The sequence below is a fragment of the Sphingomonas segetis genome (genome assembly GCF_009720245.1).
GTDB lineage: Bacteria > Pseudomonadota > Alphaproteobacteria > Sphingomonadales > Sphingomonadaceae > Sphingomicrobium > Sphingomicrobium segetis.
Map to the genome: position 1 here is coordinate 1 of NZ_WJSQ01000020.1, position 24,840 is coordinate 24,840.

The 24,840-nt window shown below is 65.3% G+C and carries 25 protein-coding genes and 1 pseudogene; 14 read left to right on the forward strand and 12 right to left on the reverse strand.

The features are described 5' to 3' along the window. Together GH737_RS16115 and rhuM are read left to right on the forward strand one after the other, a co-directional pair. A pseudogene (locus GH737_RS16115) lies at positions 1-109 on the forward strand (DUF6481 family protein); the annotation flags it as partial. A 269-nt stretch (positions 110-378) separates the two neighbouring features. After that, positions 379-1,404: a RhuM family protein gene (gene rhuM, locus GH737_RS03445; RefSeq protein ID WP_155263465.1), complete on the forward strand. Its 1,026-nt coding sequence runs from the start codon at positions 379-381 to the stop codon at positions 1,402-1,404. A 32-nt stretch (positions 1,405-1,436) separates the two neighbouring features. Here rhuM and dcd read toward each other — a convergent pair whose 3' ends face one another. Further along, positions 1,437-2,114 carry a dCTP deaminase gene (gene dcd / locus GH737_RS03450; RefSeq protein WP_196232956.1) on the reverse strand — a complete coding sequence of 226 codons (678 nt, stop codon included), beginning with the start codon at positions 2,112-2,114 and terminating at the stop codon, positions 1,437-1,439. Between the two features lie 166 nt (positions 2,115-2,280). On the opposite strand from dcd, the gene GH737_RS03455 reads away from it, so the two are divergent. Beyond that, positions 2,281-3,183, forward strand: coding sequence for an HNH endonuclease (locus GH737_RS03455; RefSeq protein ID WP_155263467.1), 903 nt, complete (start codon positions 2,281-2,283; stop codon positions 3,181-3,183). Between the two features lie 7 nt (positions 3,184-3,190). Here GH737_RS03455 and GH737_RS03460 read toward each other — a convergent pair whose 3' ends face one another. From GH737_RS03460 to GH737_RS03470, 3 genes are all read right to left on the reverse strand, one after another. Beyond that, the gene (locus GH737_RS03460) at positions 3,191-3,520 is read right to left on the reverse strand and encodes a helix-turn-helix domain-containing protein (RefSeq protein WP_155263468.1); all 330 of its coding nucleotides are present in this window, start codon (positions 3,518-3,520) and stop codon (positions 3,191-3,193) included. Beyond that, positions 3,501-3,890, reverse strand: coding sequence for a type II toxin-antitoxin system RelE/ParE family toxin (locus GH737_RS03465; RefSeq protein ID WP_155263469.1), 390 nt, complete (start codon positions 3,888-3,890; stop codon positions 3,501-3,503). The genes GH737_RS03460 and GH737_RS03465 overlap by 20 nt, the downstream gene beginning before the upstream one ends. A gap of 150 nt (positions 3,891-4,040) precedes the next feature. Further along, a complete protein-coding gene (locus GH737_RS03470; protein ID WP_155263470.1) occupies positions 4,041-5,081 on the reverse strand; it encodes a hypothetical protein in 1,041 nt (346 codons plus the stop codon). A gap of 112 nt (positions 5,082-5,193) precedes the next feature. Here GH737_RS03470 and GH737_RS03475 point away from each other — a divergent pair, with 112 nt between their 5' ends. The 7 genes from GH737_RS03475 (at position 5,194) to GH737_RS03505 (ending at position 11,421) form a co-directional block, all read left to right on the forward strand. Then, positions 5,194-6,135: an AAA family ATPase gene (locus GH737_RS03475; protein ID WP_155263471.1), complete on the forward strand. Its 942-nt coding sequence runs from the start codon at positions 5,194-5,196 to the stop codon at positions 6,133-6,135. A gap of 87 nt (positions 6,136-6,222) precedes the next feature. Next, entirely contained in the window at positions 6,223-8,682 is a 2,460-nt protein-coding gene (locus GH737_RS03480; protein ID WP_155263472.1) for a PAS domain-containing hybrid sensor histidine kinase/response regulator, read from the forward strand. 175 nt (positions 8,683-8,857) lie between these two features. Next, positions 8,858-9,058, forward strand: a complete 201-nt coding sequence (locus GH737_RS03485) for a dodecin family protein (protein ID WP_155263473.1) — start codon at positions 8,858-8,860, stop codon at positions 9,056-9,058. A 79-nt stretch (positions 9,059-9,137) separates the two neighbouring features. After that, entirely contained in the window at positions 9,138-9,716 is a 579-nt protein-coding gene (locus tag GH737_RS03490) for a DUF937 domain-containing protein (RefSeq protein WP_155263474.1), read from the forward strand. 29 nt (positions 9,717-9,745) lie between these two features. After that, the gene (locus GH737_RS03495; protein ID WP_155263475.1) at positions 9,746-10,144 is read left to right on the forward strand and encodes a DUF3597 domain-containing protein; all 399 of its coding nucleotides are present in this window, start codon (positions 9,746-9,748) and stop codon (positions 10,142-10,144) included. Positions 10,145-10,472: 328 nt separating this feature from the next. Beyond that, positions 10,473-11,042 (forward strand): VOC family protein, encoded by a 570-nt coding sequence (locus GH737_RS03500; RefSeq protein WP_155263476.1) that lies wholly within the window; start codon positions 10,473-10,475, stop codon positions 11,040-11,042. 82 nt (positions 11,043-11,124) lie between these two features. Continuing rightward, complete coding sequence (locus tag GH737_RS03505; protein ID WP_155263477.1) at positions 11,125-11,421, forward strand: hypothetical protein; 297 nt, start codon at positions 11,125-11,127, stop codon at positions 11,419-11,421. 278 nt (positions 11,422-11,699) lie between these two features. Here the strand turns inward: GH737_RS03505 and GH737_RS15975 are convergent, their stop codons facing one another. The 4 genes from GH737_RS15975 to GH737_RS03525 all read right to left on the reverse strand — a co-directional run bounded on the left by GH737_RS15975 (position 11,700) and on the right by GH737_RS03525 (position 18,531). Then, positions 11,700-13,865, reverse strand: coding sequence for a TonB-dependent receptor (locus GH737_RS15975; protein WP_155263478.1), 2,166 nt, complete (start codon positions 13,863-13,865; stop codon positions 11,700-11,702). 112 nt (positions 13,866-13,977) lie between these two features. Further along, a complete protein-coding gene (locus tag GH737_RS03515) occupies positions 13,978-14,592 on the reverse strand; it encodes a response regulator (protein ID WP_196232957.1) in 615 nt (204 codons plus the stop codon). Further along, positions 14,589-16,184 (reverse strand): sensor histidine kinase, encoded by a 1,596-nt coding sequence (locus GH737_RS03520; RefSeq protein WP_155263480.1) that lies wholly within the window; start codon positions 16,182-16,184, stop codon positions 14,589-14,591. Before GH737_RS03520 ends, GH737_RS03515 begins: the two co-directional genes overlap by 4 nt. A 124-nt stretch (positions 16,185-16,308) precedes the next feature. Then, on the reverse strand, positions 16,309-18,531 hold the full coding sequence (locus GH737_RS03525) for a putative bifunctional diguanylate cyclase/phosphodiesterase (RefSeq protein ID WP_196232958.1): 2,223 nt from the start codon (positions 18,529-18,531) through the stop codon (positions 16,309-16,311). A 221-nt stretch (positions 18,532-18,752) separates the two neighbouring features. Between GH737_RS03525 and GH737_RS03530 the strand changes: the two genes are divergently transcribed. Genes GH737_RS03530 through GH737_RS03540 form a run of 3 tightly spaced genes read left to right on the forward strand, consistent with a single transcriptional unit; the run spans position 18,753 to position 21,113 of the window. Continuing rightward, on the forward strand, positions 18,753-19,925 hold the full coding sequence (locus GH737_RS03530) for a sensor histidine kinase (protein WP_155263482.1): 1,173 nt from the start codon (positions 18,753-18,755) through the stop codon (positions 19,923-19,925). Then, positions 19,925-20,731, forward strand: coding sequence for a LytR/AlgR family response regulator transcription factor (locus GH737_RS03535; RefSeq protein WP_155263483.1), 807 nt, complete (start codon positions 19,925-19,927; stop codon positions 20,729-20,731). The genes GH737_RS03530 and GH737_RS03535 overlap by 1 nt, the downstream gene beginning before the upstream one ends. Then, on the forward strand, positions 20,706-21,113 hold the full coding sequence (locus GH737_RS03540; protein WP_155263484.1) for a response regulator: 408 nt from the start codon (positions 20,706-20,708) through the stop codon (positions 21,111-21,113). The genes GH737_RS03535 and GH737_RS03540 overlap by 26 nt, the downstream gene beginning before the upstream one ends. Positions 21,114-21,124: 11 nt before the next feature. Here GH737_RS03540 and GH737_RS03545 read toward each other — a convergent pair whose 3' ends face one another. After that, on the reverse strand, positions 21,125-21,595 hold the full coding sequence (locus GH737_RS03545) for a hypothetical protein (protein ID WP_155263485.1): 471 nt from the start codon (positions 21,593-21,595) through the stop codon (positions 21,125-21,127). 20 nt (positions 21,596-21,615) lie between these two features. Then, positions 21,616-22,014: a hypothetical protein gene (locus GH737_RS03550; RefSeq protein ID WP_155263486.1), complete on the reverse strand. Its 399-nt coding sequence runs from the start codon at positions 22,012-22,014 to the stop codon at positions 21,616-21,618. Between the two features lie 185 nt (positions 22,015-22,199). On the opposite strand from GH737_RS03550, the gene GH737_RS03555 reads away from it, so the two are divergent. Then, positions 22,200-22,943 carry an isocitrate lyase/PEP mutase family protein gene (locus GH737_RS03555; protein ID WP_155263487.1) on the forward strand — a complete coding sequence of 248 codons (744 nt, stop codon included), beginning with the start codon at positions 22,200-22,202 and terminating at the stop codon, positions 22,941-22,943. On the opposite strand, the gene GH737_RS03560 is transcribed toward GH737_RS03555, so the two are convergent. Together GH737_RS03560 and GH737_RS03565 are read right to left on the reverse strand one after the other, a co-directional pair. Further along, positions 22,940-24,139 carry an ABC transporter permease gene (locus GH737_RS03560; RefSeq protein ID WP_155263488.1) on the reverse strand — a complete coding sequence of 400 codons (1,200 nt, stop codon included), beginning with the start codon at positions 24,137-24,139 and terminating at the stop codon, positions 22,940-22,942. The genes GH737_RS03555 and GH737_RS03560 overlap by 4 nt on opposite strands. Continuing rightward, positions 24,136-24,840, reverse strand: a 705-nt coding sequence (locus GH737_RS03565) for an ABC transporter ATP-binding protein (RefSeq protein WP_155263489.1), incomplete at its 5' end; no start/stop codon positions are given. The genes GH737_RS03560 and GH737_RS03565, both read right to left, overlap by 4 nt.

Genomic DNA, 24,840 nt, shown 5'->3' on the forward strand with positions numbered 1-24,840 from the left:
GGCGGTGGCGGATGCCGAGGCGAAGGCGGCTGCGGCGGCGCCTCCGAGCGAGGCGGAGCGGAAGGCGGCGCGGGATGCGCGTTACGCGGCGCGGAAAGCGCGACGCTGAGAGATGCTGGAGCAGTAGACGCGAGCGACGGGAAGTGCCGGGAGCACTTTGCCAAAGCGGGCGCGGATGCGAGAGTATGGCTCTGTGTCGATCCCGCAGGAAGCGTTCATTGCCGCTTTGCGCATGGGCACGAAGGCTAACGCTTCCGTTCGCCCACAGCGATCCTGCGCAGACAAGAGCCGGGGATAATCGGCAGATTGGGATTCGCGAGACGCTGCCGTTGCTGTTACAGTCGTTCCCCTTTCGTTCAAATCGCGAGGTTGCGATCGATGGTTGAAGTAGAACCCATTGACCCGGTTCATCTCCAAGAGGACGAGACCACCGGTGCTCGGTTTCTGATTTACGGGACTGATGCGGGGCCGCAGGTCGAAATTCACTACGAAGGCGATCAGCTTTGGATGACCCAAGCGCAGATGGCATCGCTCTATGGTCGCGACGTATCGGTGATTTCGCGACATGTGAGCGCGATTCTCGACGAGGGTGAGCTGGACGAGAGCAATTTGCAGAAAATGCAAATTGCCTCGTCCACGCGACCAGTCACCATTCACAGCCTCGATATGGTGATTTCCGTCGGCTATCGAGTCTCCTCAAAGCAAGCGACCCTGTTCAGGCGTTGGGCAACCGATAAGCTCGTTCAGTTCGCAACGAAGGGCTTCGTTGTGGACACACCTCGCCTCAAGCGGCCCGAAAACCGAGATCGCATCCGCGAGCTTAAAGAGATCATCCGGGACATTCGTTCGGATGAAGCCAACGTTTATCGGGAGCTTCGTTCGATCTGCGCAATGTGTCAGGACTATGATGGGCAGTCGAAGGAGTGGCAGGAATTCTATCGGAACACACAGGCTAAGCTTATTTTTGCGGTATGTTCGAACACTCCGGCTGAAGTTCTGAAACACCGCGCGGACGCCCGGGAGCCGAACATGGGTTTGACCACTTGGTCGAACGAGAACATACGGAAGTCCGACGTCGTGGTCTCGAAAAACTATTTAGCTGAAGCAGAGATCAAGGAGCTGAACCGGCTTACGACGATTCTATTGGATATACTTGAAGACCAGATGGACATTGGTCGCCTCAAGCTGATGGGAGAGGCGTCCGCGCTTTTGGACGAACAACTCCGTAGCCTTGGCCGTGGCGTCCTCAATCGTGGGGGTCGAGTTTCGATGGTGGACGCAAGAGCACACGCCGAACGAGAATACGAGATATTCAAATCAAAGCTTGCCGCTGAGCGACATGCGGAGGCGGATCGAACCATCGCGGAGATCAAGGCGACGATGAAGGCTGTTGAGCGCGGTTAGGAAAGGCCGCGGGATAGGGTCAGCCGGCTCGGCTATTTCAACGCAACGATGATCGCAATTACGCCAAGGGCGATCGTGACGATCAATGGAACCATCCATTGCTGGGTCTTCATTTGCCCCGCAAGGTCCGTCATCTTTTCGCTTAAGTCGCCGACGTTGGAACTCAGCGAGCGCAACGTGGTCAAGACCTCCGAGAATGCCATGCCATCCCCCTCTGCGATGCTGTCCAAGTCTTCGGTTGATAGCCCGTATTTGCCTTGGTAAGGTCCGCAATAGGGATGCGCCGCCGGCTTCTGAAGCCGGTGAATCTCAAGCGTCAAAATGTCGTCGCTGTGCGAAAGCGGCACGGACTTTGGCGTAAGGTTGGCGAGACCAAGCGTTATGCTGCCTTCAAAACCCGGATCGATCTGGGGTCCTGTTGTGGCTATCAGCCCTTTCCGCGCGAACTTTGACCGAAGGCCGAGCCGACCGACGTATTGGGGGCCGAATTTCACCTTTTCGAGAATTGAGATCACACCAAAATCGCCGGGCTCAAGGACGATCAGTCCTTGATCGCGGATGTTGGTTTTGCGCTTATGTTTGGTCGTCGCTCCCTCATCGCCCACTCGCAAATCAATGCTGGCGGGCTGAATCTGGCTCTCATCGAACGGGTCAATGGAGATATCGCCGGACTTGATGGCGGCTTTGATGTCGTCGTCAGTGAGGATCATCTGTCGGCTTTCACAGCGGTCCGAGCGAATCAAATCTAGAACAAATCGGGAAAAAGTCACGATGAGCCGAGCCGGAATTGCGGTGGACCGTGGCTTTCGGAGTCCGAAGCGATTGGAATGCATTCGATACCTCGACCACCGGACGCCGCGAAGTTAGCGTGCCGAAATGACCAAAGGCGTTTTCCTCTATCGCGAAGACTCGCGCTACAAGGACAAGCCCTGGTCTGAGTACCAGTTTCCGGAAATCTACCTCGGTCGTGCCAGCCAGATGGTCGGCGACTGGATCGTCTACATGGAGCCAGTGAAAGCCGGGCGTCGGGGATATCATGCGGTCGCCAAGGTCGACCGCATCACGCCCGATCCTCGCGAGGCGGGTATGTATCTCGCAATGATCGACCCGAACTCATACCTCGACTTCGATCACAACGTGCCGTTCCAGTTAGGCGGCAATTACCCGGAGCGGAGCGTGCTCAACGAGGCAGGCAATGTTTCGGGCCGGGCGCAGGCGGCGGTCCGCCCAGTTCCGACGGAAGACTTCAATCGCATCGTGGGTCTTGGTCTCGACACCCACGACAAGTTGCTTCCGCGCTCAGATGCCGAAGTTCCGGTTGCTTCACTGGCGGAGGACCAAGCGCCGTACGAGTTCGAACAAGATCGCGTGCAAATGCTAACCACGCGAACGATCCGAGACCGCATTTTCAGGACGCGCGTGTTGAACGCCTACGACCGTCGCTGCGCCTTCACCGGCTTCCAGTTCATCAACGGCGGCGGACGCGCCGAGGTTGAAGCGGCGCATATCAAGTCGGTTGAGGCTAAAGGTCCGGACGTAGTGCAGAACGGTCTAGCGCTTTCGGGGACGGTCCATTGGATGTTCGACCGGGGGTTGCTGACCGTGGCCGACGACGCGACAATCGTGCTTTCAAATCACATCAATGATGTGGATGGCGTCCGGAAGATTTTGCTCCCAAACGGGCGAGCGCGGTTTCCTGAAGGCCCGCATGACAAGCCTGATCCGGCTTTCCTGCGCTGGCACCGGGATAACTGCTTCAAGGGCGCCGCGCTAAATTGAATCCGGCTTAAGCTGCCACCGCGTGCAGGTGAATCGGCTCTCCCACGGGCTCGCCTCCGCTTCGCACCGTAATATCCACCTCCGCATCCAGGCCGGTCAACGCCCGCATGAGGCGTTCCGCGCTCACATCGCGAAAGCGGCCGTGGAGAATCCTTGAAAGGTCGGGCTGGCTGATCCCGGTTAGCTTGGCGGCGGCGGTCTGATTGAGGCCGCGCGCGCGCATCACGTCGGCGAGCTTCATGACCAAGCCTGCCTTGAGGTCCAGCTCCTCGGCGTCGGCAAAGCCGAGGTCGGCGAAGACACTCCCGCTGCTGCGTTCAACCTTTAGCTTTGCCATTGCCTTCTCTTTCCTTCAGCCGTTCGCCGTGCATTTGCTCGGCTCGCTTGAGCCGGGCCTGGATGCGATCGAGGTCGGCCTTGCTCGTCGCGATACCCTTCTTCGACTTCTTCTGGAACGCGTCGAGTGCGTAAACCGCGCCTTCGAACCGGACCGTGTAAACCGCGCGGTAAGTGTCGCCGTCAAAATCATCGACGATCTCCAGCACGCCTGCACCCTTGTAGCCCTTGAGCGGCTTCGCACTCAGGTGCTTCCCGCCCTGCTGGGCCACGCGCAGAGCGAAGCCCATGACGAGCTTCACATCGTCCGGAAAGGCGCTCAGATCTTCCTTCGACGAGCCGACCCAAATCAGCTCCTTGCCCGCATCCACGTGTCCGTTATGGCGGTTTCACCATAGCCGGTCAATGGCTAACGGCCGATGAACACGCTCGGCTCGCAACTACGGAATTACGGTGATGTCCGACCATCCGGGGAGCGGTCCGCTTTCGGAAATCCCCTCGCTGCGCGACGGGGAGACGCTTCAGGACTCGTCCCCGAACCAGCGGCGGCGGTACTCTTCGTCGCTAAGCTCATCCTCCTCCGCCGGCGGCGGGAGGGAGTCGGTGCGGTCGCGCCAGGCGGCGGTGGCCCGCTCGATCCACAGGCGATAGGCCTCGGCGTCGGCTTCGTGCTGCTGCTTCAGGCGCTGGCGCTGCCGGTCGCAATCGAGGCTTCGCCATTCCGCGGCGCCGATCCACGCGCCGGCCCGGACCGCCTTGCCGCTCGTCTCGTCCTGGATGGTGCGGCAGTCGCCGTGGTCGATGAGCAAGTGCTCGGGCGGCGCGGGACGTTCGGGCTCGCCGGCGTCGCTCCACACGGCGCGGCGGACGTCGGCGAGGATCCGGGTGAGCGGGGTCTCGGCGACGGCGAGGAGCTCGTGCTCGCCGATGCCGGCTTCGCGGAGCAGCGGAAACAGGCCCGTCACGTCCATGCACACTTCGAGGAAGGTCGCCTGGCGCAGGTAGAAGTCGGCCGCGGCGATGTTCCCCCGGTGGCGTTCCTGGCGCTCGAGCTGGAGCTTCACGGCGTAGCGCTCGAACAGGGTCATGGCGGTGGCCCAGCGGTCGTCCGCCTCCTGGGGGTCGGGCGCCGGGTCCCACGCCCCCTCTCCCCGCTCGCGCTGCGCACCCGTCGGCCCTCCGCCGCCAGGGGGGGAGGGCTGGGATTTCGGGTTGCGCCGGGTGATTCCGGGGACCTCGCCGAGGTACGGCGGCTGCGCGTCGAGGCCGTTGCGACGGCGGCCGATCTTCTCCGCCGCGTCCCAGACGGCGCGGAAGCCGTGGGCGCCCGGGGTCTTGTAGAGCGCCTCTGCGCCGGTCGCGTGCTTGCCCATCTGCCACACGGCGCGCTGGAGCGTGCCGGCGGCGGCGATGCGCGCGATCAGCTCGCGCTGGAGCTCGGGGGTCCAGCCATCGGGCCGCTTGACCTTGCGGGGCACGGGCTCGAAGTCGAGCAAGGGCGCGATCTCGGGATCGGCGGCGAGCTCGGCGAAGCTGGGGATTTCGGGTTCGTTGCTGTCCATCGATGAGGATGCATCAGAAAATTTCCAAATAGGAAAGTGCGAATTTGGTTCGCTCCGGGACAAAGCGCGCTGGCGGCTTTGCGCATCGGCGAAGAACAGGCATGATGCCGCCATGATCGGCGTCGACATGATGACCCTGTTCGAGCGGCGGATGAGCTATCCGCACCCGGCCGCGCGCGAGCGGCTCGAGCGGCTGGTCGGGCTCGACGATTATATCGACCGGCTGAGCAAGGTGCTCGGGCTGCTGGTCCATCCGGCGGGGCTCAAGCGGTGGGGCGAGCAGCATCACCCGGGCGCCGAGAAGCTGATCGACACGGTGCTGGCGCGGCCGCCGCTGGTGATCCTCGGCGGCGACGTCGGCTCGGGCAAGACCGAGCTAGCCGAGACGATCGGCGACGCGGTCGCCCGGCAGGAGGAGATCGAGATCGACCTTCTGCCCTTGAGCCTGTCGGCGCGGGGGCAGGGCAAGGTCGGCGAGATGACCCAGCTCATTTCCGCCGCGTTCGACTTCACGGTCAAGGAAGCCGCCGCGATCGAGAAGCGCGGCGAGGGCGCGGAAGGGGCGGTGCTGCTGCTGGTCGACGAGGCCGACGCGCTCGCCCAGTCGCGCGAGACGGCCGAGATGCACCACGAGGAAGTGAGCGGGGTCAACGCCTTCATCCGCGGCATCGACCGGCTGTCGAACCAGCGGCTGCCCGCCGCGGTGATCATGTGCACCAACCGCTACGACGCGCTCGACCCGGCGGTGACCCGGCGCGCGGCCGAGATCCTCGCGTTCGGCCGGCCCGACAAGACCAAGCGCCGGCTGCTGCTCGGGCCCAAGCTGGTCGAGCTCGGCTTCGACGAGACCGAAATCGAAGCGATCGTCGCGGCGACCGGGCCCAAGGGCGGCCTGCCGGGCTTCACGTTCTCCGACCTTTCGCAGCGGCTGATACCGGCGATCGTCCTCGACGCCTACCCCGACCGCGCGATCCTTCCGACCAAGGCGCTGATCATCGCCGAGCAGATGACGGCGACCCCGCCGTTCACCGACCGGCGGAGCCAGGCGCGCTAGCGGAACAAGGGCTCGCGCTCGCGCGTCGTTGCGCCATGCGCGACTCTCGTCATCGACTCGCATTGAAATGTGCGTAATCTGAACGCCATGGCGAACGGGGGCGTCAAACAGCCGGGGAAGAACGCGCGGGCGCAGCCGCTGACCGATCCGGAGCGGCTGGTGGAGTCCGCGACGGCCACGCTCGAACTGTCGCTCGACGACCTCATGGCACAGCCGCTTCCGGCCAACCTGCCGGCGGAGATGTTCACCGGGCCGGGGCTGCTCGCGCTCGCCGATTTGCTTCCGGTGATGACCGGCTATTTCGATTGCGACGTGCGCCTGCAGTTCGTCAACAAACTGTTCGCCGACTGGCTCGAGATGCCGCGGCCCGAGCTCATCGGCCGGACGATAGAAGAGATCATCGGCAAGGAAGGGTGGGAGCACCGGCGGCCGATGGTCGAGGCGGCGCTTGCCGGCGAGCGCCAGTTCTTCGTCGCGGAGCTCGACCATCCGACCCGCGGCAAGCTCGTCGCGCAGACCGAATATGTCCCGTGGCTGCGCCCTGGCGGAAAGGTCGAGGGTTTCGTCTGCGTCGTCCAGGACGTGACCGAGCAAAGGGTCGCGGAGCGCGCGCTCAAGGAGAGCGAGGCGCGCTTCCGCAGGATCGCCAACCAGGCGCCGGTGCTGATGTGGGTCACCCGGCTCGACCGCACCCGCGACTTCGTCAACGATGCCTACATGGAATATCTCGGGACCGGCGACCGCGAGGTCGCGCGGACCTACGACTGGCGCTCGGGCATCCACCCTGACGACGTCGAGCGGATCATCGCCGAATCGATCGCCGGCGAAGCAAGCCTCGAGACCTTCACGCTCGAGGCCCGCTTCCGCCGCGGCGACGGCATCTACCGCTGGCTGAGGAGCACCAGTTCGCCACGCTTCGGTCCGGACGGGGAGCATATCGGCTTCATCGGCGCGGCGACCGACATCACCCTCGCCAAGGAGGCCGAACTCGAATTGAAGGCGCAGGTCGAAGAGCGCACGCGCGCGCTCGCCCTGTCGGAAGCGCGCTTCCGCGCCGTCTTCGACACCGTGCTCGAGGTTTTAGTGTTGATGGAGCCGGATGGGACGGTGGTCGAGCTCAATCGCAAGGAAGCGCCATGGCGGCACCACAACCCGCGCGACGCAGTGGGCAAGAAGCTGTGGGACGCGCCGACGCTACAATTGTACCCGCAGCACAAGCAGCTGATGAAGAAAGCGGTAAAGGAGGCCGCGGCTGGCAAGCTCTTCGAGCAGGAAGTGCGCATGGAGCGCGACGGCGCCCCGACCGCCCATCTCGACGTCTCCGTCCAGCCGGTGCACGGGCCCGAAGGAAAGGTCATCTATTTGCTGTTCGAGGCGCGCGACATCACTGACCTGAAGGCCACGCAGGAGCAGCTGCGGCAGAGCCAGAAAATGGAGGCCCTTGGCCAGCTGACCGGCGGGATCGCGCACGATTTCAACAACCTGCTGACGGTCGTCGTGGGCGGCCTCGACATCATCGCCAAGCGCGCCGAGGAAGGGAAGCTCAAGCTTTATGCCGAGAACGCGTTGGGCGCGGCGGAGCGCGGCGCGCGGCTCACCGCGCAGCTTCTCGCGTTCAGCCGCGTCCAGCGGCTCGAAGTGCGCCCCACCCTGGTCGCGCCGCTGATCCACAACATGCGTCCGCTTTTGCGCAACGTGCTCGGCCCCGGCATCACCAAGCAATTCGAGCTAGACGAAGCGCTGATGCCGGTGATGGCGGACCCGACGCAGCTCGAGGTCGCGATCCTCAACCTTGCGATCAACGCGCGCGACGCGATGCCAGACGGCGGCATGCTCACCTTCGCCTCGCGCAAGGTCCGGATCACCGGCGACCCCGAACTCGACGACGGCGATTATGTCGAGCTTGCGATCAGCGACACCGGGACCGGCATGCCGCCCGAAATCGCCGAGCGCGCGTTCGAACCCTTCTTCACGACCAAGGAGGTCGGCAAGGGCACCGGTCTCGGTCTGTCGATGGTTTATGGCATGGCGCGCCAGTCGGGCGGCGCGGCGCGGATCGAAAGCAAGCCGGGCCAGGGAACGTCCGTAAAGCTGTTGTTCCGCAAGGCCGAAGCCGAGACCACCAACGAAACTGCCGCCGCGGTCGAGCAGGCACAGGTCCGCGCGCAAGGGACGACGGAGTCGGTGCTTGTGATCGACGACGATTCCGATGTGCGCGGGTTCATCGCCGCCGCGCTCGAGGAGCTTGGTTATCGCGTGCGCGAGGCGAGCGACGGTGAGGAGGGCCTTGCCGAAGTGGAACGCGAGCGGCCCGACCTGGTGATCGTCGATTTCATCATGCCCGGCATGTCGGGCGCTGAAGTCGCGCGGAATATCCGGGCGAAGCTGCCGAAGCAGGCGATCCTCTTCGTGTCCGGCTACAGCGAGACCGACGCGGTCAAGAGCAACGCGCCCGACGCGCCGCTGCTGACAAAGCCGTTCCGCGCCGACGCGCTCGCCAACGCGGTGCGCAACGCCATCGCGCTGCAGGTTCGCAAACCTGCTTGAATCGAATGCTGCCTAAAAAGCAGCGATCCTGAGCGGAGGCCCATCCACTGCTGCGAAAGCTGAAGGTGCACCTCCGTCCGTCTGTGCAAGACCCACAGTTCGGCGCGATCGGATCGAACTGCTGTTGACTCGAACTTCGACCGGGCGCCTGCCAATCCCGAGCAGGAGAGCAGCAATGGCCGTAGCCAAAACCGTCGAGATCATCTCAAGCTCAACGGAGAGCATCGAGGCAGCGGTTCGCGAAGGCATCGCGAAAGCCGCTGAAACCATTCAGGGCATCCAGGAGGCCTGGGTGCAAGGCACCAAGGCAGTCGTTCGCGACAACAAGGTCGCGGAATGGCGCGTCACATTGAAGATCACCTTCATCGTCTCATAGCTGTTCGGCTCCTTCCGCTCGCCTGCGGAGCGGCCGCCTATGAACCACGGCGCAAAATCATCGAGCAGGAGAGACGAGCATGAACATCAATCAGATGCTGCAGCAGACAGGCGCGGTGGACGCAATCTCGCGCCAGCTCGGAATCGATCCGGCAACCGCACAAGCCGGCGCGACGGCGCTCCTTCCTTCCATTCTCTCGAGTTTCGAGAATCCGGTGGCCGCCAGCGAAACCGCGCCTGCATCGAGCGCATTTCCGGGGCTGGGCGGCGGACTTGGCGGTCTGCTTGGCACGATTGGCGGCCTGGGGGGTGCCGATTTGCTCGAGAACGTCACTTCGGAAGAGCCGACCCAAGTCGACAAGGGCAACCAGATTCTCGGCCAGCTCTTCGGGTCGAAAGACGGCAGTCGGGCGATTGCTGCTTCCGCCGCTGCACAGTCCGGGGTTCAGCCGTCCCAGTTGAAGAAGATGCTCCCGATCCTCGCGATGGTCGCCGCCGGTTATGTGATGAAGCATGCGGGCCAGTCCGGCGGCCTTGGCGGCGTCTTCGGCGGCAGCGCGTCATCAGATGAAGCCGGAAGGGCCGAACCGCACGTTTCGGGCTCGCCTGACATATTAGGCCAGATCATCGGCGCGGCGGGCAAGTTCCTGGCACGCTGAAACCGGCGTCAATCAAGAGGAGAGAAGCGATGAGTATTTTCGGGAAGATCAAGGACGCAATTTTCGGCCACAAGAGCGCACCCGCCCAAGCGCAGCCCGTTCCGACGCCGCAGCCGGCCGGCGCGGCCACAGCTCAAACAGAGACGCCGGTTCAGCCGCAAACGCAGCAGGTCGACGTTGATCAGGTGCTGACGAACATCGCCAATGAAAAGGGGAACCCGGATCTGAACTATCGGTCCTCGATCGTCGACCTGATGAAGCTCCTTGGAATGGACTCGAGCCTGGAGAATCGGAAAGAGCTTGCGACAGAGCTCGGCTACAAGGGGGCGACCGATGGCAGCGCCGAGATGAACATCTGGCTGCACAAGGAAGTGATGCGCCAGCTCGCGGCGCACGGCGGCAAGGTCCCTGCGAATCTCACGGACTGACGCACTCACAAAGCGTCAAAGAGAAGCTGCGGTCGGCCGTTGCCGGCCGCGGCCTCACGTGGGAGCATTCGGCGCGGATCGGCGATCGTCATCCCGGCCTTGGGCAGGGAACCCGCCTTGTTCCTCCAACTTCGGAGGTGAGCGGATGAGATGCCGAGGCGGATATGGCGGACGCCCCATCCTCGTTCGAACCTAGCGTCAGCCCGACAGAAATTTGCGCGACGTCCGAAGGGCGAACTGCTAATGACGGTCGCTCGCGAACAGGCCTGGTCTCTGCCCGTCGCGATTTTGGTTGCGTTGCGCGTCACTCTCTCGATCGGGGGCAGCAATGGTCAAGCCTGTGAAGTTCGCGCACGTCGTTTATCAGACGCGGCGCTTCGATGAGATGATCGCCTGGTACCGCGACGTGTTCGAGGCAGAGGTGATTTACGAAAATCCCGCCCTCGCCTTCCTGACCTATGACGACGAGCATCATCGGTTCGCCTTCGCCAATCTCGACGTGCTCAAGCCTGGCGCCAGATCGCGCGATGACAGAGGCGAGATCGGCGTGAACCACGTCGCCTACACCTACGCGAACGTGGGTGACCTGATGAGCACTTATGCCCGGCTGAAGCGCGCCGGGATTGAGCCATATTGGCCGGTCCACCACGGAACGACGCTGTCGGTCTATTATGCCGATCCCGATGGCAATCGAATGGAGTTCCAGGTCGACTGCGGAACGGTCGAGCAAGCGACAGCGCTCATGCGAACGCCAGCTTTCGCGGATAATCCCGTCGGCGTGATGTATGATCCGGACACCCTGCTGGCGCGTTTCGAAGCTGGCGAGCCGGAAGAGTCGCTGCTTGCAATCCCTTCAGGAGCCCCATCGCCGATCCCGGCGGCGCACGGCATGAGCTGAGAGACACGCCGGCCTTGGCGTTCTGATGGCCGCAATCAGTCGAAGAGCCTGAACGCTGTGGCCATTTGCGCGTTGAGCGCGCGTGATCGGCAAAGCTCTCGCCCTGTTCCTGCCGGTGGCCTCGGCGCCGCTTGCCGCTCAGCCGACGCCGGCGAGCCTCGAAACGCCGCCGCCGGCCCTCCAGTTGTTCGAGCGCGACTGGGTGCTCATGAACTGGGCGCTGAAGTTCCACGACGCCAACCGCGACATCCTGATCGATCCCGGCGAAGCGCAGGCCGCCGCGGCGGCGTTCCGCAAGATCGCGGACGCAAACCATGACGGCCGGGTCACGCCGGAGGAATATCGCGCTGCACGCGCGACGATTTTGACGGGGGGTTGAGCTCCATGTCGGAATGCCGGCCCTGAGCCGGGATGACGGTTGAAGCGCAAGACCCCGTCCAACATCGATAAATCGGAAAGGTCAGGCTGCTCCTCTGCGTTCGCCCGGCCAGTCCAAAGAAGAATCGAACCGAGCGCGACCGCGACCCCTGTCCGCATTAGAATTCCTACTCGCCGGTGGGCTCCCCCCCCCCGGTGGCGCGTTCATCGGTGATGGGTCCGGCCCGGTCAAGTGACGGAACATCGTATCGCCAAGGCGCACGCGAGCCGCGGAATGTCCTAGAAGCTCACCCGCGCGCTGAGGCGGATGTCGCGGCCGGCGAGCGGAGCGAAGTCCTTGAGGATGCTGGTGCTGCGCCGCGCATCGACGTCGAACAGATTGTTGCCCTGAAGCGACAGGGTCACTTCCGGATTGGCGGCGAAGGGATGCCAGTCGAGCGATGCGTTCACCAGCGTGAACGCCGGTGTCGAGCTCTCGATCGGCGCAGTCCGGCCGTGCGCGAAGTCGCGCTCGACCTCGAGCCGCCCATCGACCTGCCGGCGCGATCCGGTGAGGGCCGCGATGACGCGCAGCGGCGGGATCAGCGGCGCCGGTCCAAAGCCCTTGATGGTGGCGCGGACGGCATCCGTCACCAGCTCGCCGCCCCAGTCGATCCCCAGCGCCTTGCCAAAGCGGACGTCGCTCTGAAGCTCGAAGCCGTAATAGTCCGCCTTGCCCTGATAATAGGCGAACACCGGCAGCGCGCCCCGAACGGCACCCGTCGGCGCCTGGTAGATGAAGTTCGAAAAGCGGCTGTAATAGAGACTGCCCTGGACGTGCACCGGCCCGGCGGTGCCGTGGAGGCTGAACTCGATCGCGTTGCTCGCTTCCTTATCGAGGTCCGGGTTGCCGACCTCGAACGTCTCGCTTCCGCCGTGGGGGCCGTTGGCGAACAGCTCGTCGATCGCGGGCCCGCGTTCGCTGTGCGACATCGACAGCCCGGCTCGCCACCCGGTGGTGAATTCGTAATTGCCGCCGATCGAGGCCGAGACGGGCGTGAAACTGCGTGAAATCGGCGCGGTCCCGATGATTCCGCCGTTCGCCGCAATCTGCGGGTCGGCCGCGGCGTCGAGGCGCGCCGATTCGATCCTGAGGCCCCCTTCGAAGCGCGCCGGCCCGCGGACAAGCGACTGGAGCGTGAAGAAGCCAAGCTGCCGGTTGCTGCTGTCCGGGAGATATTTCTCTTCGCCGCCGAGGCGGACCCGCATGTCGAGAAACTGGATCCCGCTCGTGCCGCCCCAGCCGCCGCGATCGGTCTGAACCACGTCCGCGCGCATTTCGCCGCCGCGGGTGGCGAAGGTCGAATCGACATCGCCTTCGGGCGTCAGCTCGTCGTGACGATATTTTGAAATGCCGCCGCGAAACTCGACGATCCTGAAGAAGCCGCCGATCGGGACATTGGCGCGAACGTCCGCGCGCGTCTGGCGGCCGTCGATGGTCGGCCGTTCGGTTTCTTCATCCGGGTCCAGCGAGAAGCGCATCGGAACGCCGTAACGGAACGTGTGGTGACTGAGGGAAAGGCCGATGTTCGTGTCGCCGTTCACATAGGCGACCCCGGCGGCGACATCGCCGATCCGGCCGGCCGTGTTCGGGAGCGTGCCCTTCAGATCGGCCAGCGCGCGGATGCCGGGCTCGGGGCTGGCGAGCGCTTGCCCGCGAATCCGCTTCGACAGGACGAAGCCGCCGATGCGGAGATCGTCGAATTTCGACAGGGCGCCGTCGGCATGAGCGGCGAAGTTGGAGCCAAGCGGGACATCGACCGACAGGTTGGCCGAGCGCTCGTCGGCTGCGGTTCCGAATTCGGCGAGCGCGTCCACCCTGACCGGCCCGGCCGGGCCCGTCCGCGGGATTCGCGTGTCGATCACGTTCACGACGCCGCCGATCGCCGACGAGCCAAACAGGAGCGCGGAAGGGCCTCGCAGCACTTCGATCCGTTCGGCAGTAAGCGGGTTGACGGTCACCTGGTGGTCGGGGTCGGACGACGACAAGTCGAGCGTGCCGATCCCGTCGACGAGGATCCGTATCCGCTCGCCCGACAGTCCGCGCAGGATTGGCCGCGACGCGGTGGGCCCGAAGCTCGACGCGGTAACGCCCGGCTGCGACGCCAGAGTCTCGCCGATGCTCGGCCGGACTTCGTGCTGCAGAAGTTCCTTGTCGATCACCGACACGCCGCCGAAAATGTCGCCGGCCGGGCGCTTCACGCCGGTGATCACGATAGCCTGATCGGTATCCGGGTGTGCCGCCCTGGCGTCGCCGGGCACGGGCGTCGCTTCGAACCCAGCATCGCCCGCCGAGCCGCCGGCGAGCGGGTTCACGCTGTCCGCGGGAGCAAGCGACTGCGCTTCGGCAGGGGAGAAAGGAACGGCGGCAGCAAGCGCCGCTGCGCGGAAGATGGTGGCGTTCAAAGGGACCGGAACCTCAGCTGAGTTCGGTCACCTTTAGAGCAATGATATATTATCTCAAGGTGAACGTCGGACGAATTGGCGTTCACGTTCGACGGACGGCGCTTCCGTCCGTCTAGCCGAGAAGCTCGGCTCCGCGCATCGCCAGCTCGGTCCGGTTGTCGACGCCGAGCTTGTCGAAGATGGCGTGCAGATAGACTTTCACCGTGCCTTCGGTGACGCCGAGCTGGGCGGCGATGTCGCGATTCCGGAGGCCTTGACGGACGAGCTCGACCAGCTCCCGCTCGCGCGGCGTGAGCGACGGGGCGCTGGCGGCGCGCTCCTTCGCGTGACGGGTGCGCTCGGCGATCTCCGGATCGGCCCAGTGCTCGCCCTTGCGCACCTGTTCCATGCATTCGAGGAGCAAAGCGGGATCGGAGGTCTTGAGCACCATTCCTTCGGGGCCCAGCCGGTCGGCGACAAGAAGCTGGCTGTCGTCCATGCCCGCGGTCAGCAGGACGACGGCCGGAGCGCTCCGCCTCTCCCGCAGGTCGCGCAGCACATCGAGGCCGGAACCGTCCGGCATGTTGACGTCGAGCAGGAGCAAGTCGGGCTTCAGCCGAGCCACCTCCGCGAGCGCGTCGGAACCGCTGCGCGCGCGGCCGACCAGCTCATAGTCCGTGCCGCGCAGCAACACGTCGAGCGCGGCCGCGATCATCGGATGGTCGTCGGCGAGCATCACGCGGGTCATGCCGCCGCTCCGTTGGTGAGCGGCAGCGTGATAACGAGGTTCGTGGAGCCCGGCTCGGACTCGACCGACAGCGACCCGTGGGCGCGGTCGACCCGCTCCTTGAGCGACCAGGGGTCGGCGGGCGAGCCGCCGTCGCATGGCGCGAAGCCGCTGCCATTGTCCGTCACCTTTAGCCGCAGGGAGTCGTCGACGATTCCGACATCGACACGGATGCGGCTTGCGCGGCCGTGGCGCACAGCGTTGGCGACCGCCTCGCGAAGCAGCTGCTGAAGGTCGAGCTGAAGCCGGATCGGGATCGAAGCCCCGTCCTCCCGCGCATCCACGCGGCAATCGACCGACCATTGCCGTCCCAACCGTCGCGCGAGCGTCCTCAGCTCGTCGACCGCTTCCGTGAGCTCGAGCTCGCGGTCGCGGCGTAAGGCCGACACAAACGCCCGGATTTCGCTTTGTTCCTCGATCAGCAAGCGCTTGAGCTCCTTCAAATCCGATTCGACCTGTCCGCCGTCCCTCGATACTCGCATGACTGCCTCGACCCGGAAAGCGGCGCCGGCAAGGAATTGCACGATGCTGTCGTGCACGTCGCGTGCGAGCGAAAGACGCGTACCGGCAGCGGCGCCCTCCTCGATCGCCGAGAGCATCGCATCCTGGTCGAGCATCGCGCCCGCGGCGCGACCGAGTTCGAGGCCGAGCTCGAGAAAGTCGACCGACAGCTCCGCCATGTCCCAAAGAACCAGCCAGCCGTGCCGCGTGCCGCTGCGGACTTCCGCGACGAGCCCCTGGTCCGCCCCGAAGGCGAGCAGCGCGTCGCGGTCGAGAAGCGTTGCCGCGGGAGAAAAGCGGTACCAGCCGTGGGCGCGCGTCGCGAGCGCGCGATCCTTGCCGACATCGAACAGCAGCACCGGCAGCGCTTCCCTCATCAGGGGCATATCCGTGCCGGCAGGGCTGGCCGCGCCATCGACGATTCGCACGCCCGCAAAACGGCGATCGCCTGCGCAACCGAGCAGCAGCGCTCCGGAGCGCGCGCGCGCCGCCTTCATCGCGACGTTCAGCGCGTGCGGAAACGGATCCTCGTCGCGGCCGAAGCGCCGCTCGAGCTCGTCGACGCCGGAAAAGAGGCGCGTGAACTGCTGGTGGATTCCGAACCAGATGAGAACCGCCGAGAGGATCACCAGATGGCCGCTGCGGATGACGAAGCGCTGCATCTCGAACGCCGCGCTTCCGGACACGAGCAATCCGCCCGCAAGATAGAAGAGGATGAGCACGGTGGCCGTCAGCGCCGTTTCGCGCCACCCCCAGCGGATCGCGGCGGAGAGGAGCGGAAGGATGAAGAAGAGGAAGAAGGGGCTGGTGTCGGGGTTGGTGGCGAGGACGATCGCAGTGAACGCGATCATGTCGAGAAAATGCGTGGCGACGGCGAGCCGGGCATCGAGCCACCAGTCGCGCCACGTCAGGGCTGCGATCGCCAGCGCGTAAGCGACATAGGAGAGGAGCAGCCCGTAGGTCAGGAGGGGCGTCGCGGCCGCCTGGCTGGAATCGAGCGAGATCGAGACGAGGAAGAGCAGCGCGAGCATCGCGCGTCCCAAGGCGATCACGCGTCCCCGCTGATAGTTGAACAGGCTTTGAGCGCCGGAAAGCTTCAGGGCAACTCCCCCCGAGGAACGCCCGAGTGAGCTTAGACGGAAGCGCGGCGCGGCGGAAGCCGGTGCGGCAGCAGGACTAGCCTGCCATCCTCCGCGCCCCCAGCCCGAGCACCATTTGATTGGCGCGCTCGTAGGCGAGCGGCCTGCCGAACAGATAGCCCTGGATGATGTCGCAGCCGAGGTCGCGCATGCGCTCGAAATCTTCCGCCGTCTCGACTCCTTCGGCCGTGATCGTCATTCGGAAGCTCTTGGCGAGCTGGACGATCGACTGGATAATCGCGACGTTCTCCGGGCGCGATCCCGCCTCGCGCACGAAGCTGCCGTCGATCTTCAATTTGTGGAACACGGCCTTGTTGAGATAGCCGATCGACGAATAGCCGGTGCCGAAATCGTCGAGCGCGATCCCGACGCCGAGCGCGCGCAGGCGCTTGAGGACGTCGAGAGTCGATCCGTTGTCGCCGAGGAACACGCCCTCGGTGACCTCGAGCTCGATCCGGTTGCCGGCGAGCTTGTAGCGGCTCAGCGCCTCGCTGACGATGTTCGGAAGCGCAGCCTGGACGATCTGTTTGGGGCTGATGTTGAGCGCGACGGTGATCGGCTCGGGCCAGCTTGCGGCGGCGCGGCAGGCTTCGTCGATCACCCACTCGCCGATCGCCGGCATCAGCCCGCTCTCTTCCGCTACCGGGATGAACACGTTCGGCGGGACGAAGCCGCGCTTGGGGTGGTTCCAGCGGATCAGCGCCTCGAACCCGACGAGCTTCTGGGTCTTGGCATTGATCAGCGGCTGGTAGGCGAGGTGGAACTGCTTCGACGCGATCGCGCTCCTGAGGTCGCCCTCGAGCCGGACTCGGTCGTCTTGCTCCGACTGCAGCTCCGACGAGAAATAGCGCGCGCAACCGCGGCCGGCGTCCTTCGCCTGGTACAGCGCGAGGTCGGCCTTGAGGATCAAATCGTCGACGGTCGCGCCGTCGATCGGGCCGAACGCGCAGCCGATCGAGACTCCGATCCGGATCTCCGTCTGGTCGATCAGGTACGGCTCCTTGATCGATTTGATGATCCGGTCGGCCATTTCCTCGACGATCTTACGGCCTTGTGCGTCGGCGATCACGATCGCGAACTCATCTCCGCCCATGCGGCCGACTTCGCCCTCGGTGCCCACTTCGTCCACGAGGCGCTTGGCAACCGCGCGAAGCACGGCGTCGCCTTTGGGGTGCCCGAAGGTGTCGTTGACCGGCTTGAAGCCGTCGAGGTCGAGGAACATGATCGCGCACGGCACATTGCCACTCATCGCGGCGCGGAGCGCCTCGCCGAGGAGCTGGCGGACTCGCCCGCGGTTGGGAAGGCCCGAGAGCACATCGACATTGGCGAGATGGGTCAGCCGCTCCTGCGTCTGGCGGATCTCGGTGATGTCGGAGCCGACGCCGCGGAATCCTTCGAAGCGGCCGGCGGTGTCCACGATCGGGTCGCCCGCGATCGAGATCCAGCGCGCACCACGGGGCGTCTTCATCTCCATCTCGAGTGCGTTGAACGGCTTCTTTTCGAGCAGCACCCGGCCGAGCTCGGCATGGCCGCCAAGGAGCGACGGGAGCGAGTTGCCGAGCACCTGGCCCGCGGGCTTGCCGAGGAGTGCGCTCATCCGCGAGCTGATGTACGTGACGCGGTTGTCGGCATCGATCTGCCACAGCCAGCCGACGCCGCGCTGCTCATATTCCTGGAGCAGCAGGCTGGCGCTTTCGCTCTGGCTGCCGACGTCGGCGTTGGTCTTGAGCTGGTGGAAGGCCCAGCGGGCGACTGTCAAGATGCCGAAGATCGACACCCCCAGCGTGAAGACGATCGACATCATGTGCTGGAACGGCACCGTGTCACGGCCGAGCAGTAGCGCGCCGCCGACGCCAGCGGTAAACGCGATCATCCACGTCGTCGCGCAGGCCGGGATCACGACAAGGCCGAGGGCGCCGATGCCGAGTCCGGCCATCACCGAGGCCGCGATGACCTGGGTGCCCGGATCGAGCGACGGGAAGAGATAGAGCGGGAGGCTGAGCCAAATGACGGCGCGGCAGGCGACCTCGCCGATCATCATCCACATCGGGACTCGGCGCCCGGAGCGGCCGACGCAAGTGATCGACTGGATGCGCGCGAGCTGCATCGCGCCGAGATTCACCGCGGCGACCGCGCCGACCCACGGCAGCAGCCAGGCTGAGCGGTCCGCCGCCCACAGGTTCGCGGCCATGATCAGCGCGGCGACGATATTGGCCGCGGCGAAGAACGGCGCGAGATGGGCGCGCGAGATCAGCTGCACGTCGCGCAGCGGCGAGCTTTCCGATTCGGATTCGCGAGCAGCGAGGCCAGCCGACTCCCCGCCGGGAAGCCGAGCCGAAATCAAGCGCTTATAACGATCTGGAGCCTCGTACATCCGCCCGCCGTTCCACGTCAGAGCGCCGGATTAGCCAAAGAGAGTTGAAGCAGTGTTAAGGAGCGGCCGCCTCGCATAAGCCGATAAGCCCCTCTATATGCGGGCGGATGGCGACGGACAGCGCGACCTTCGAGCGGCGGGTAACCGCGCCCAGGCGCACGACCGACGCGCCCAAAATTCAGTCGCCCGCCGACCCGATCGCCCGCGGTCTGGGCCTCAACCGCCCCTTTTTCGACGACAAGAACCGCGCTTTCTGGATCCTGCAGTCGATCGGCTGGACCGGCTATTTCTTCCTGCGAACCATTTCCGGCTTCGCGGGCGGCCTCGGGTGGATGCTGCTCGTCCATACCCTGCTGCTCACAGCGACCGGTTATTCGCTCACCCTCCTCATGGGCTCGCTGTTCCGGCGGCTGATCAAGCTGAAGCCGATCTGGACCGTGATTCTGTCGCTCGGCGCAGTAGCGCTCGCGGCGGGCGTCTTCTCGGTCATCGAGACGTGGAGCGTCGCGACCTTCCTCAAGCCGCAGCTTAGACCCGAGGGGGCCGCCTATTTCGCGGCCCTGTCGCTCGACTTCATCCTGCTCGCCGCCTGGACCGCGCTCTATTACGGGATCAATTACTTCCTTCTGCTCGAGGACCAGATCCGCCTTCGCGAGCGCCTCGAGAGCCAGGCGTCGAGCGCGCAGCTGGCGATGCTGCGATACCAGCTGAACCCGCACTTCCTGTTCAATACGCTCAACTCGATCTCGACCCTCGTCCTGCTCAAGCAGACGGAGCGGGCGAATGCGATGCTTGCGCGGCTTTCGTCTTTCCTGCGCTACACCCTGGCGAACGAGCCCACCGCCAAGGTCACGCTGGCACAGGAGGTGGAAACGCTGAAGCTCTATCTCGAGATCGAGAAAATGCGCTTCGAAGACCGGCTGCGGCCCCATTTCAAAATCGAATCCGAAACGATCGGCGCGCGGCTTCCGTCGCTGCTTCTCCAGCCGCTGATCGAAAACGCGATCAAATATGCGGTCACGCCGGCCGAAAACGGCGCCGACATCTGGATCACTGCCCAGCAGGAAGGCCACGCGGTGAGGCTTGAGGTCGCGGACAATGGCGATGGCACCGGCAGCGAAATCTCGGCAAGCCCCTCGACCGGCGTCGGCCTGGCGAACATTCGGGACCGGCTGTCGCAGGCCTATGGCGCGGCACACCGTTTCGATACGAAACAGAACGACCGCGGGGGCTTTAGCGTTATCATCGAAATTCCCTTTGAGACCGGAGAGACTGCCTGATGACCATCCGGACCATTTTGGTCGACGACGAGCCGCTTGCGACACAGGGCCTGCAGCTGAGATTGCAGGCGCACGAAGATGTCGAAGTGGTCGCCACCGCGGCCAACGGACGCGAGGCGATCCGCCAAGTCAAGACGCACAAGCCCGACCTCGTCTTCCTCGACATCCAGATGCCGGGCTTCGACGGATTCTCCGTGATCCAGGGGCTGATGGATGTCGAGCTTCCGTTGTTCGTGTTCGTCACCGCCTACGGCGACCACGCGCTTCGCGCGTTCGACGCCCAGGCAGTCGACTATCTGATGAAGCCGGTCGACGAGGACCGGCTCGCCGCGACCATGGACCGGGTGCGGCAGCGGCTGGCCGAGAGAAGGAGCGCGGACGAGGCCGAGCGCCTCAAGGAAGTGCTGGCCGAGCATGCGCCCGAAGCGGCCGAGGAACTCGCCGAAAGCACGCCCGACGCGGCGCCCGCGTCGAACCGCTACGAGCGGATGATCAACATCAAGGACCAGGGCCAGATTTTCCGGGTCGACGTCGATACGATCGAGCGGATCGACGCGGCCGGTGACTATATGTGCATCCAGACCGGAGACAACACGCTGATCCTGCGCGAGACGATGAAGGATCTCGAGAAGAGGCTCGACCCCCGCCGCTTTCAGCGCGTGCACCGTTCGACCATCGTGAACCTCGACCTGGTGCGTCAGGTCAAGCCGCACACCAACGGCGAATGTTTCCTGGTGCTCGATTCGGGAGCGCAAGTGAAGGTGTCGCGTTCCTACCGCGATGTCGTCGCGCGATTCGTCCACTAGGAACCCCCGCAAGCCGGAGGCTAAGGCCAGCCTGTCGGGCAAGCGCATCCTCGTGGTCGAGGATTCGCCGGTGGTTGCGCCGTTCACCGCCGACGTGCTCGGCGAGCTTGGCTGCGAAGTGGTCGGGCCTGCGCCGAACATGGCCGCCGCGCGCGAGCTGATCGAGGGCGAGGCGATCGACGGCGCACTGATGGACGTGCACATCCGCGGCGAGCGTGTGTTCCCGCTGTGCGACCTGCTCGAATCCCGGGCCGTGCCGTTCATCCTGACCAGCGGCTATGCCGATTGGCAGATCCCCGAGAAGCTCGAGAGCCGCCCGCGCCTGCAGAAGCCCTATACGATCGAGCAGGTCGAAAAGGCGCTGGCGAAGCTGCTCCGCTGAGAAGCCGCCGGCTACATCATGTTGTTGGTCGTGCTTCCTCCCATCGTCTGATCGCCGCCGCCCACGTCGCCGCCCGAGGCAATCTGCTGCTGCACGGCCTGGGTCAGCTGAGGCGTGGTGGTCGTCGCGGTGCAGCCTGCCTCGCCGCTTGCGATCGAGGCGGCGAGAGCGGTCACCGACACACCGCAGACGTTCGCGGCGACGTCGATCGGCACCTGGGCCGTGACCGGGATGTTGTTGCGGTTCACCTGGAGCGAGACGGACAGGTCGTTCAGGACGTTCTGAAGATTGACGTTCACCAGAGTCGGGATGCTCGTTCCGCCGCTGGTCCCGCCCGTCGTGCCGCCGCCGTCCGAGGTCGCGGGCGTGCCCGCGGTGACTTCGCCGGCCGAAGCCGGCGCGGGCGCCTGCTCGGTCTTGCATGCGGCGAGACCGAGCACGGCAACTGCTGCGGTTGCCCAGGTCGCCTTGCGTGCGATCATTTGAACTCTCCTGCTTAGCTTTAGGATTGTGGTGTCGTGGGCTCAGGCTCGGTCGGCTGCGGTTCGGTCGTCTGCGGCGTCGTGGTGGTTGTCGGCGTGGTTGTCGTCGTCGGAGTCGTGGTGCCGGTGGTGGTCTGCGCGCCGCCGCCGACGGACCCGTTCGCCGCCAGCTGCTGCTGGATGTACTGCTTCAGCTCGGGCGAAATGCTGTTGGCCGTGCAGCCGTCGCTGGATCCGCCGCCGGCGCCAATCGACAGCACGTTGATCGACACGCCGCAGACGTTGGCGGCAATCGAGATCGGGATCTGCGCGTCGATCGGGATGTTGGCTTTGTCGATGTCGAGGTCGAGCGAGAGATCATTCAGCACGTTCGAGAGATTGACGTTGACGAGCGAGGGGACGCTCGAGACCCCGTCCACCAACGCGCACCAGCATCTGCGGCCCCTGGTCTGGGCGGTGCCTTTCGACGATGCCGGTGCTCGCAAGATTGAACGCGATCGCTGGGACTGGTGGCGGCAGGTCGGGCTTGCGCAGCCCGCTGGAGCAGTGCAGACGCAAGCGCCAGCGATTGCGCGGGCGGCGCAGCGGGCCTAGCGCGCGGCCCATGGCCAGCAAATTCGAGACATTCTCCGCGCTTCACGTGCCGGGCGACCCGGTGATCCTCTACAACATCTGGGATGTCGGAAGTGCCCGGGCGGTCACCGCCGCCGGCGCAAAGGCGCTCGCGACGGGAAGTCACCCGGTGGGCGATGCGTCGGGATTCGGCGACGCGCAGCAGGTGCCGCTCGACTTCGTGTTCGACAATGCGGGGCGGATTGTGGATGCCGTCGATCTGCCGCTGACGGTCGATTTCGAAAGCGCCTACTCGACCGATCCCGAGGAGGGCGGCGCCAACGTCGCGCGCCTAAAGGAGACCGGTGCGGTCGGATGCAATTTCGAGGACCAGGTGATCGGCGGTGAAGGCCTGCACCCGCTCGACCTGCAGGTGCAGCGGATTGCAGCGATCCGCAGCGCCGTCGGCGGCGATTTCTTCATCAACGCACGGACCGATCTGTTCCTGAAGACGCAGACCTACGACGATGCGCTGATCGACCAGGTGGTCGAGCGCGGCAAGGCATTCGCCGACGCGGGCGCCAGCGGCTTCTTCGTGCCGCGCCTTTCGGACCCGGCGCAGATCGAGCGCGTGGTGCGCGAGGTGTCGCTGCCGCTCAACGTGATCGCTTTCCCCGGAGCGCCGGACAAGAAGGTCTGGGCGGACGCGGGCGTGGCGCGCATCAGCCACGGCCCCTTCCCGCACCGGGCGCTGATGGCGAAGCTCACCGAAATGGCACGCGAAGCGATCGGCTAGGCAGGCCTGCGCTTCCACCAACGCGTGCGGGGACCGGACTTCAGCACCGTCTTGCGGAACAGCTGGGCGCCCAGGCGGAGGATCAGCGCGACCCACAGGCCCTGCCAGGCGATCGCCAGCAGGTGCGGCCACCACTGCGGCTGCTCGGCGGCTCGGGCGAGCATCGCCATCGGGGACGACAGCGGGAAGATTGCGGCGGCGAGCGCTGTCGGCGAATTGCCCGCGCCGATCACCGTCGAGGCGAAGCCGAACACGAGTACCTGGGCAAAGGTGACCGGCATCGACATGGTCTGCACCTCGCGCGCCGTCGAGGCTTGCGCTCCGATCATCAGGAAGGCGGCGCCGAGCAGGAGATAGTTCATCGCGAAATAGATGACGGCGAGGCCGAGGAATCCCGGCCAGCCGACGGCCGGCGGCGGCAGGGTCGCAAGCCCGCCGTGCTTTACCAGCTGGATGAGCAAAGCGCCGGTGCCGATCCACACGACGATCCCGACCACCGAGGCGGCGAGCATCGCAAACAGCTTGCCGAGGAACATCGCGTGGATCGGCACCGCCGCCGCGATTACCTCAATGATCTTGTTCGATTTCTCCTCGATCAGCTGCGACAGGACCATGCCCGAAAGCAGAATGGTGAGAAAGAACAGCAGCATTTGACCGAACAGAGCGGTCGCCTGGCGGTCCTTCACCAGCGAGCCGGGCGCGGTGTTGACGCTGGTCACGCGGATCAGCGCCGGCACTTCCTTCTGCGGCGCACGCGCGTTGGCGATCAGCAGCCGCAGCTGTCCGAGCGTCGCCGGATCGCCGGCAATGGAGCCGGTCAGATGCGGATCGCCGAGGCCGCCGCTGAGGACCGCGCGCACGGGCGGGTCGCCGCTTGCGAGCAGCCGTCCCTGCTGAGCCGCGAGGTCGGGCTCCGGCGCATAATGAACGAGCGTCAGGACCGCGTCGCTGGACAGCGCCTGGCCGAGCTGGTCGCGCGCCTTGGCCAGCCGGTCGAAATCGCTGTCGCTGGAGATCACTGCGACGACGGGGCGACTGGTCTGGGTCGCGACGCGCGCGCCGATCCCGCCGAACACGCCGCCCAGCAGCAACGGGAACAAGGGGCCGAGCAGGAAGAAGATGAAGGCTTTCGAGAGCACCGTCGCGCTGAAGTCGCGGCGAGCGATGACGAAGGCCGAGCGCAGGAAACGCATCATTGCGCCTTCTCCTGACCCATCGCTTGCGCGGCCGCACTGCCGGCGATCGAGACGAAGGCATCGTGGAGACCCGGCCGCTCGATCGCGAGCGTCTCGATCCCCGCCTCGCCGTCGATCAGCGCCCTGAGCAAGGGCTCGGGGCCGCCGTCGGGGAGCTCGAACACATATTCGTCGCCCTCGCGACGGGCATCCCCCGGGATTGCCGAGCGCCATGGGCCGTCGCTCGCGCGGGTGCGCAGCCTGACGATGGGACGGAGCCGCGCGCGCGCCTCGTCGACACCCCCGTCGAAGGCAACCTTGCCCTTGGCGATGATGGCGACGCGCTCGCACAGCCGCTCGGCATGCGCGATCACGTGGGTCGAGAAGATGATCGTGGCGCCCGCGCGCGCCTCGCGACGGATCAACTCCTCGAGACGTCCCTGATTGATCGCGTCGAGGCCCGCGAACGGCTCATCGAGGAGGATCAGGCGGGGGCGGTGAATGATCGTGCCGAGCAGCTGGACGGTCTGCGCCATGCCTTTGGACAGCGCGCGGATCGGCCTTTTCGCCCATTCGCCGAGGTTATGCTCTTCCAGCATCCGGTCGGCGCGGCGGCGGCCCTCGGCAATCGGCAAGCCGCGCAGCGCGCCCATGAAAGCGATGGCGTCGCGCGCGTGCATCGCCGGGTAGAGGCCGCGCTCCTCGGGCAGGTAGCCGACCTC

What these genes read in the sequence shown, in the direction of transcription:
- rhuM (WP_155263465.1), top strand. Translation starts at nt 379, where the DNA reads ATGGTTGAAGTAGAACCCATTGACCCGGTTCATCTCCAAGAGGACGAG.
- dcd (WP_196232956.1), bottom strand. Translation starts at nt 2,114, where the DNA reads ATGATCCTCACTGACGACGACATCAAAGCCGCCATCAAGTCCGGCGAT.
- GH737_RS03455 (WP_155263467.1), top strand. Translation starts at nt 2,281, where the DNA reads ATGACCAAAGGCGTTTTCCTCTATCGCGAAGACTCGCGCTACAAGGAC.
- GH737_RS03460 (WP_155263468.1), bottom strand. Translation starts at nt 3,520, where the DNA reads ATGGCAAAGCTAAAGGTTGAACGCAGCAGCGGGAGTGTCTTCGCCGAC.
- GH737_RS03470 (WP_155263470.1), bottom strand. Translation starts at nt 5,081, where the DNA reads ATGGACAGCAACGAACCCGAAATCCCCAGCTTCGCCGAGCTCGCCGCC.
- GH737_RS03475 (WP_155263471.1), top strand. Translation starts at nt 5,194, where the DNA reads ATGATCGGCGTCGACATGATGACCCTGTTCGAGCGGCGGATGAGCTAT.
- GH737_RS03480 (WP_155263472.1), top strand. Translation starts at nt 6,223, where the DNA reads ATGGCGAACGGGGGCGTCAAACAGCCGGGGAAGAACGCGCGGGCGCAG.
- GH737_RS03485 (WP_155263473.1), top strand. Translation starts at nt 8,858, where the DNA reads ATGGCCGTAGCCAAAACCGTCGAGATCATCTCAAGCTCAACGGAGAGC.
- GH737_RS03490 (WP_155263474.1), top strand. Translation starts at nt 9,138, where the DNA reads ATGAACATCAATCAGATGCTGCAGCAGACAGGCGCGGTGGACGCAATC.
- GH737_RS03495 (WP_155263475.1), top strand. Translation starts at nt 9,746, where the DNA reads ATGAGTATTTTCGGGAAGATCAAGGACGCAATTTTCGGCCACAAGAGC.
- GH737_RS03500 (WP_155263476.1), top strand. Translation starts at nt 10,473, where the DNA reads ATGGTCAAGCCTGTGAAGTTCGCGCACGTCGTTTATCAGACGCGGCGC.
- GH737_RS03515 (WP_196232957.1), bottom strand. Translation starts at nt 14,592, where the DNA reads ATGACCCGCGTGATGCTCGCCGACGACCATCCGATGATCGCGGCCGCG.
- GH737_RS03530 (WP_155263482.1), top strand. Translation starts at nt 18,753, where the DNA reads ATGGCGACGGACAGCGCGACCTTCGAGCGGCGGGTAACCGCGCCCAGG.
- GH737_RS03535 (WP_155263483.1), top strand. Translation starts at nt 19,925, where the DNA reads ATGACCATCCGGACCATTTTGGTCGACGACGAGCCGCTTGCGACACAG.
- GH737_RS03540 (WP_155263484.1), top strand. Translation starts at nt 20,706, where the DNA reads ATGTCGTCGCGCGATTCGTCCACTAGGAACCCCCGCAAGCCGGAGGCT.
- GH737_RS03545 (WP_155263485.1), bottom strand. Translation starts at nt 21,595, where the DNA reads ATGATCGCACGCAAGGCGACCTGGGCAACCGCAGCAGTTGCCGTGCTC.
- GH737_RS03555 (WP_155263487.1), top strand. Translation starts at nt 22,200, where the DNA reads ATGGCCAGCAAATTCGAGACATTCTCCGCGCTTCACGTGCCGGGCGAC.
- GH737_RS03560 (WP_155263488.1), bottom strand. Translation starts at nt 24,139, where the DNA reads ATGATGCGTTTCCTGCGCTCGGCCTTCGTCATCGCTCGCCGCGACTTC.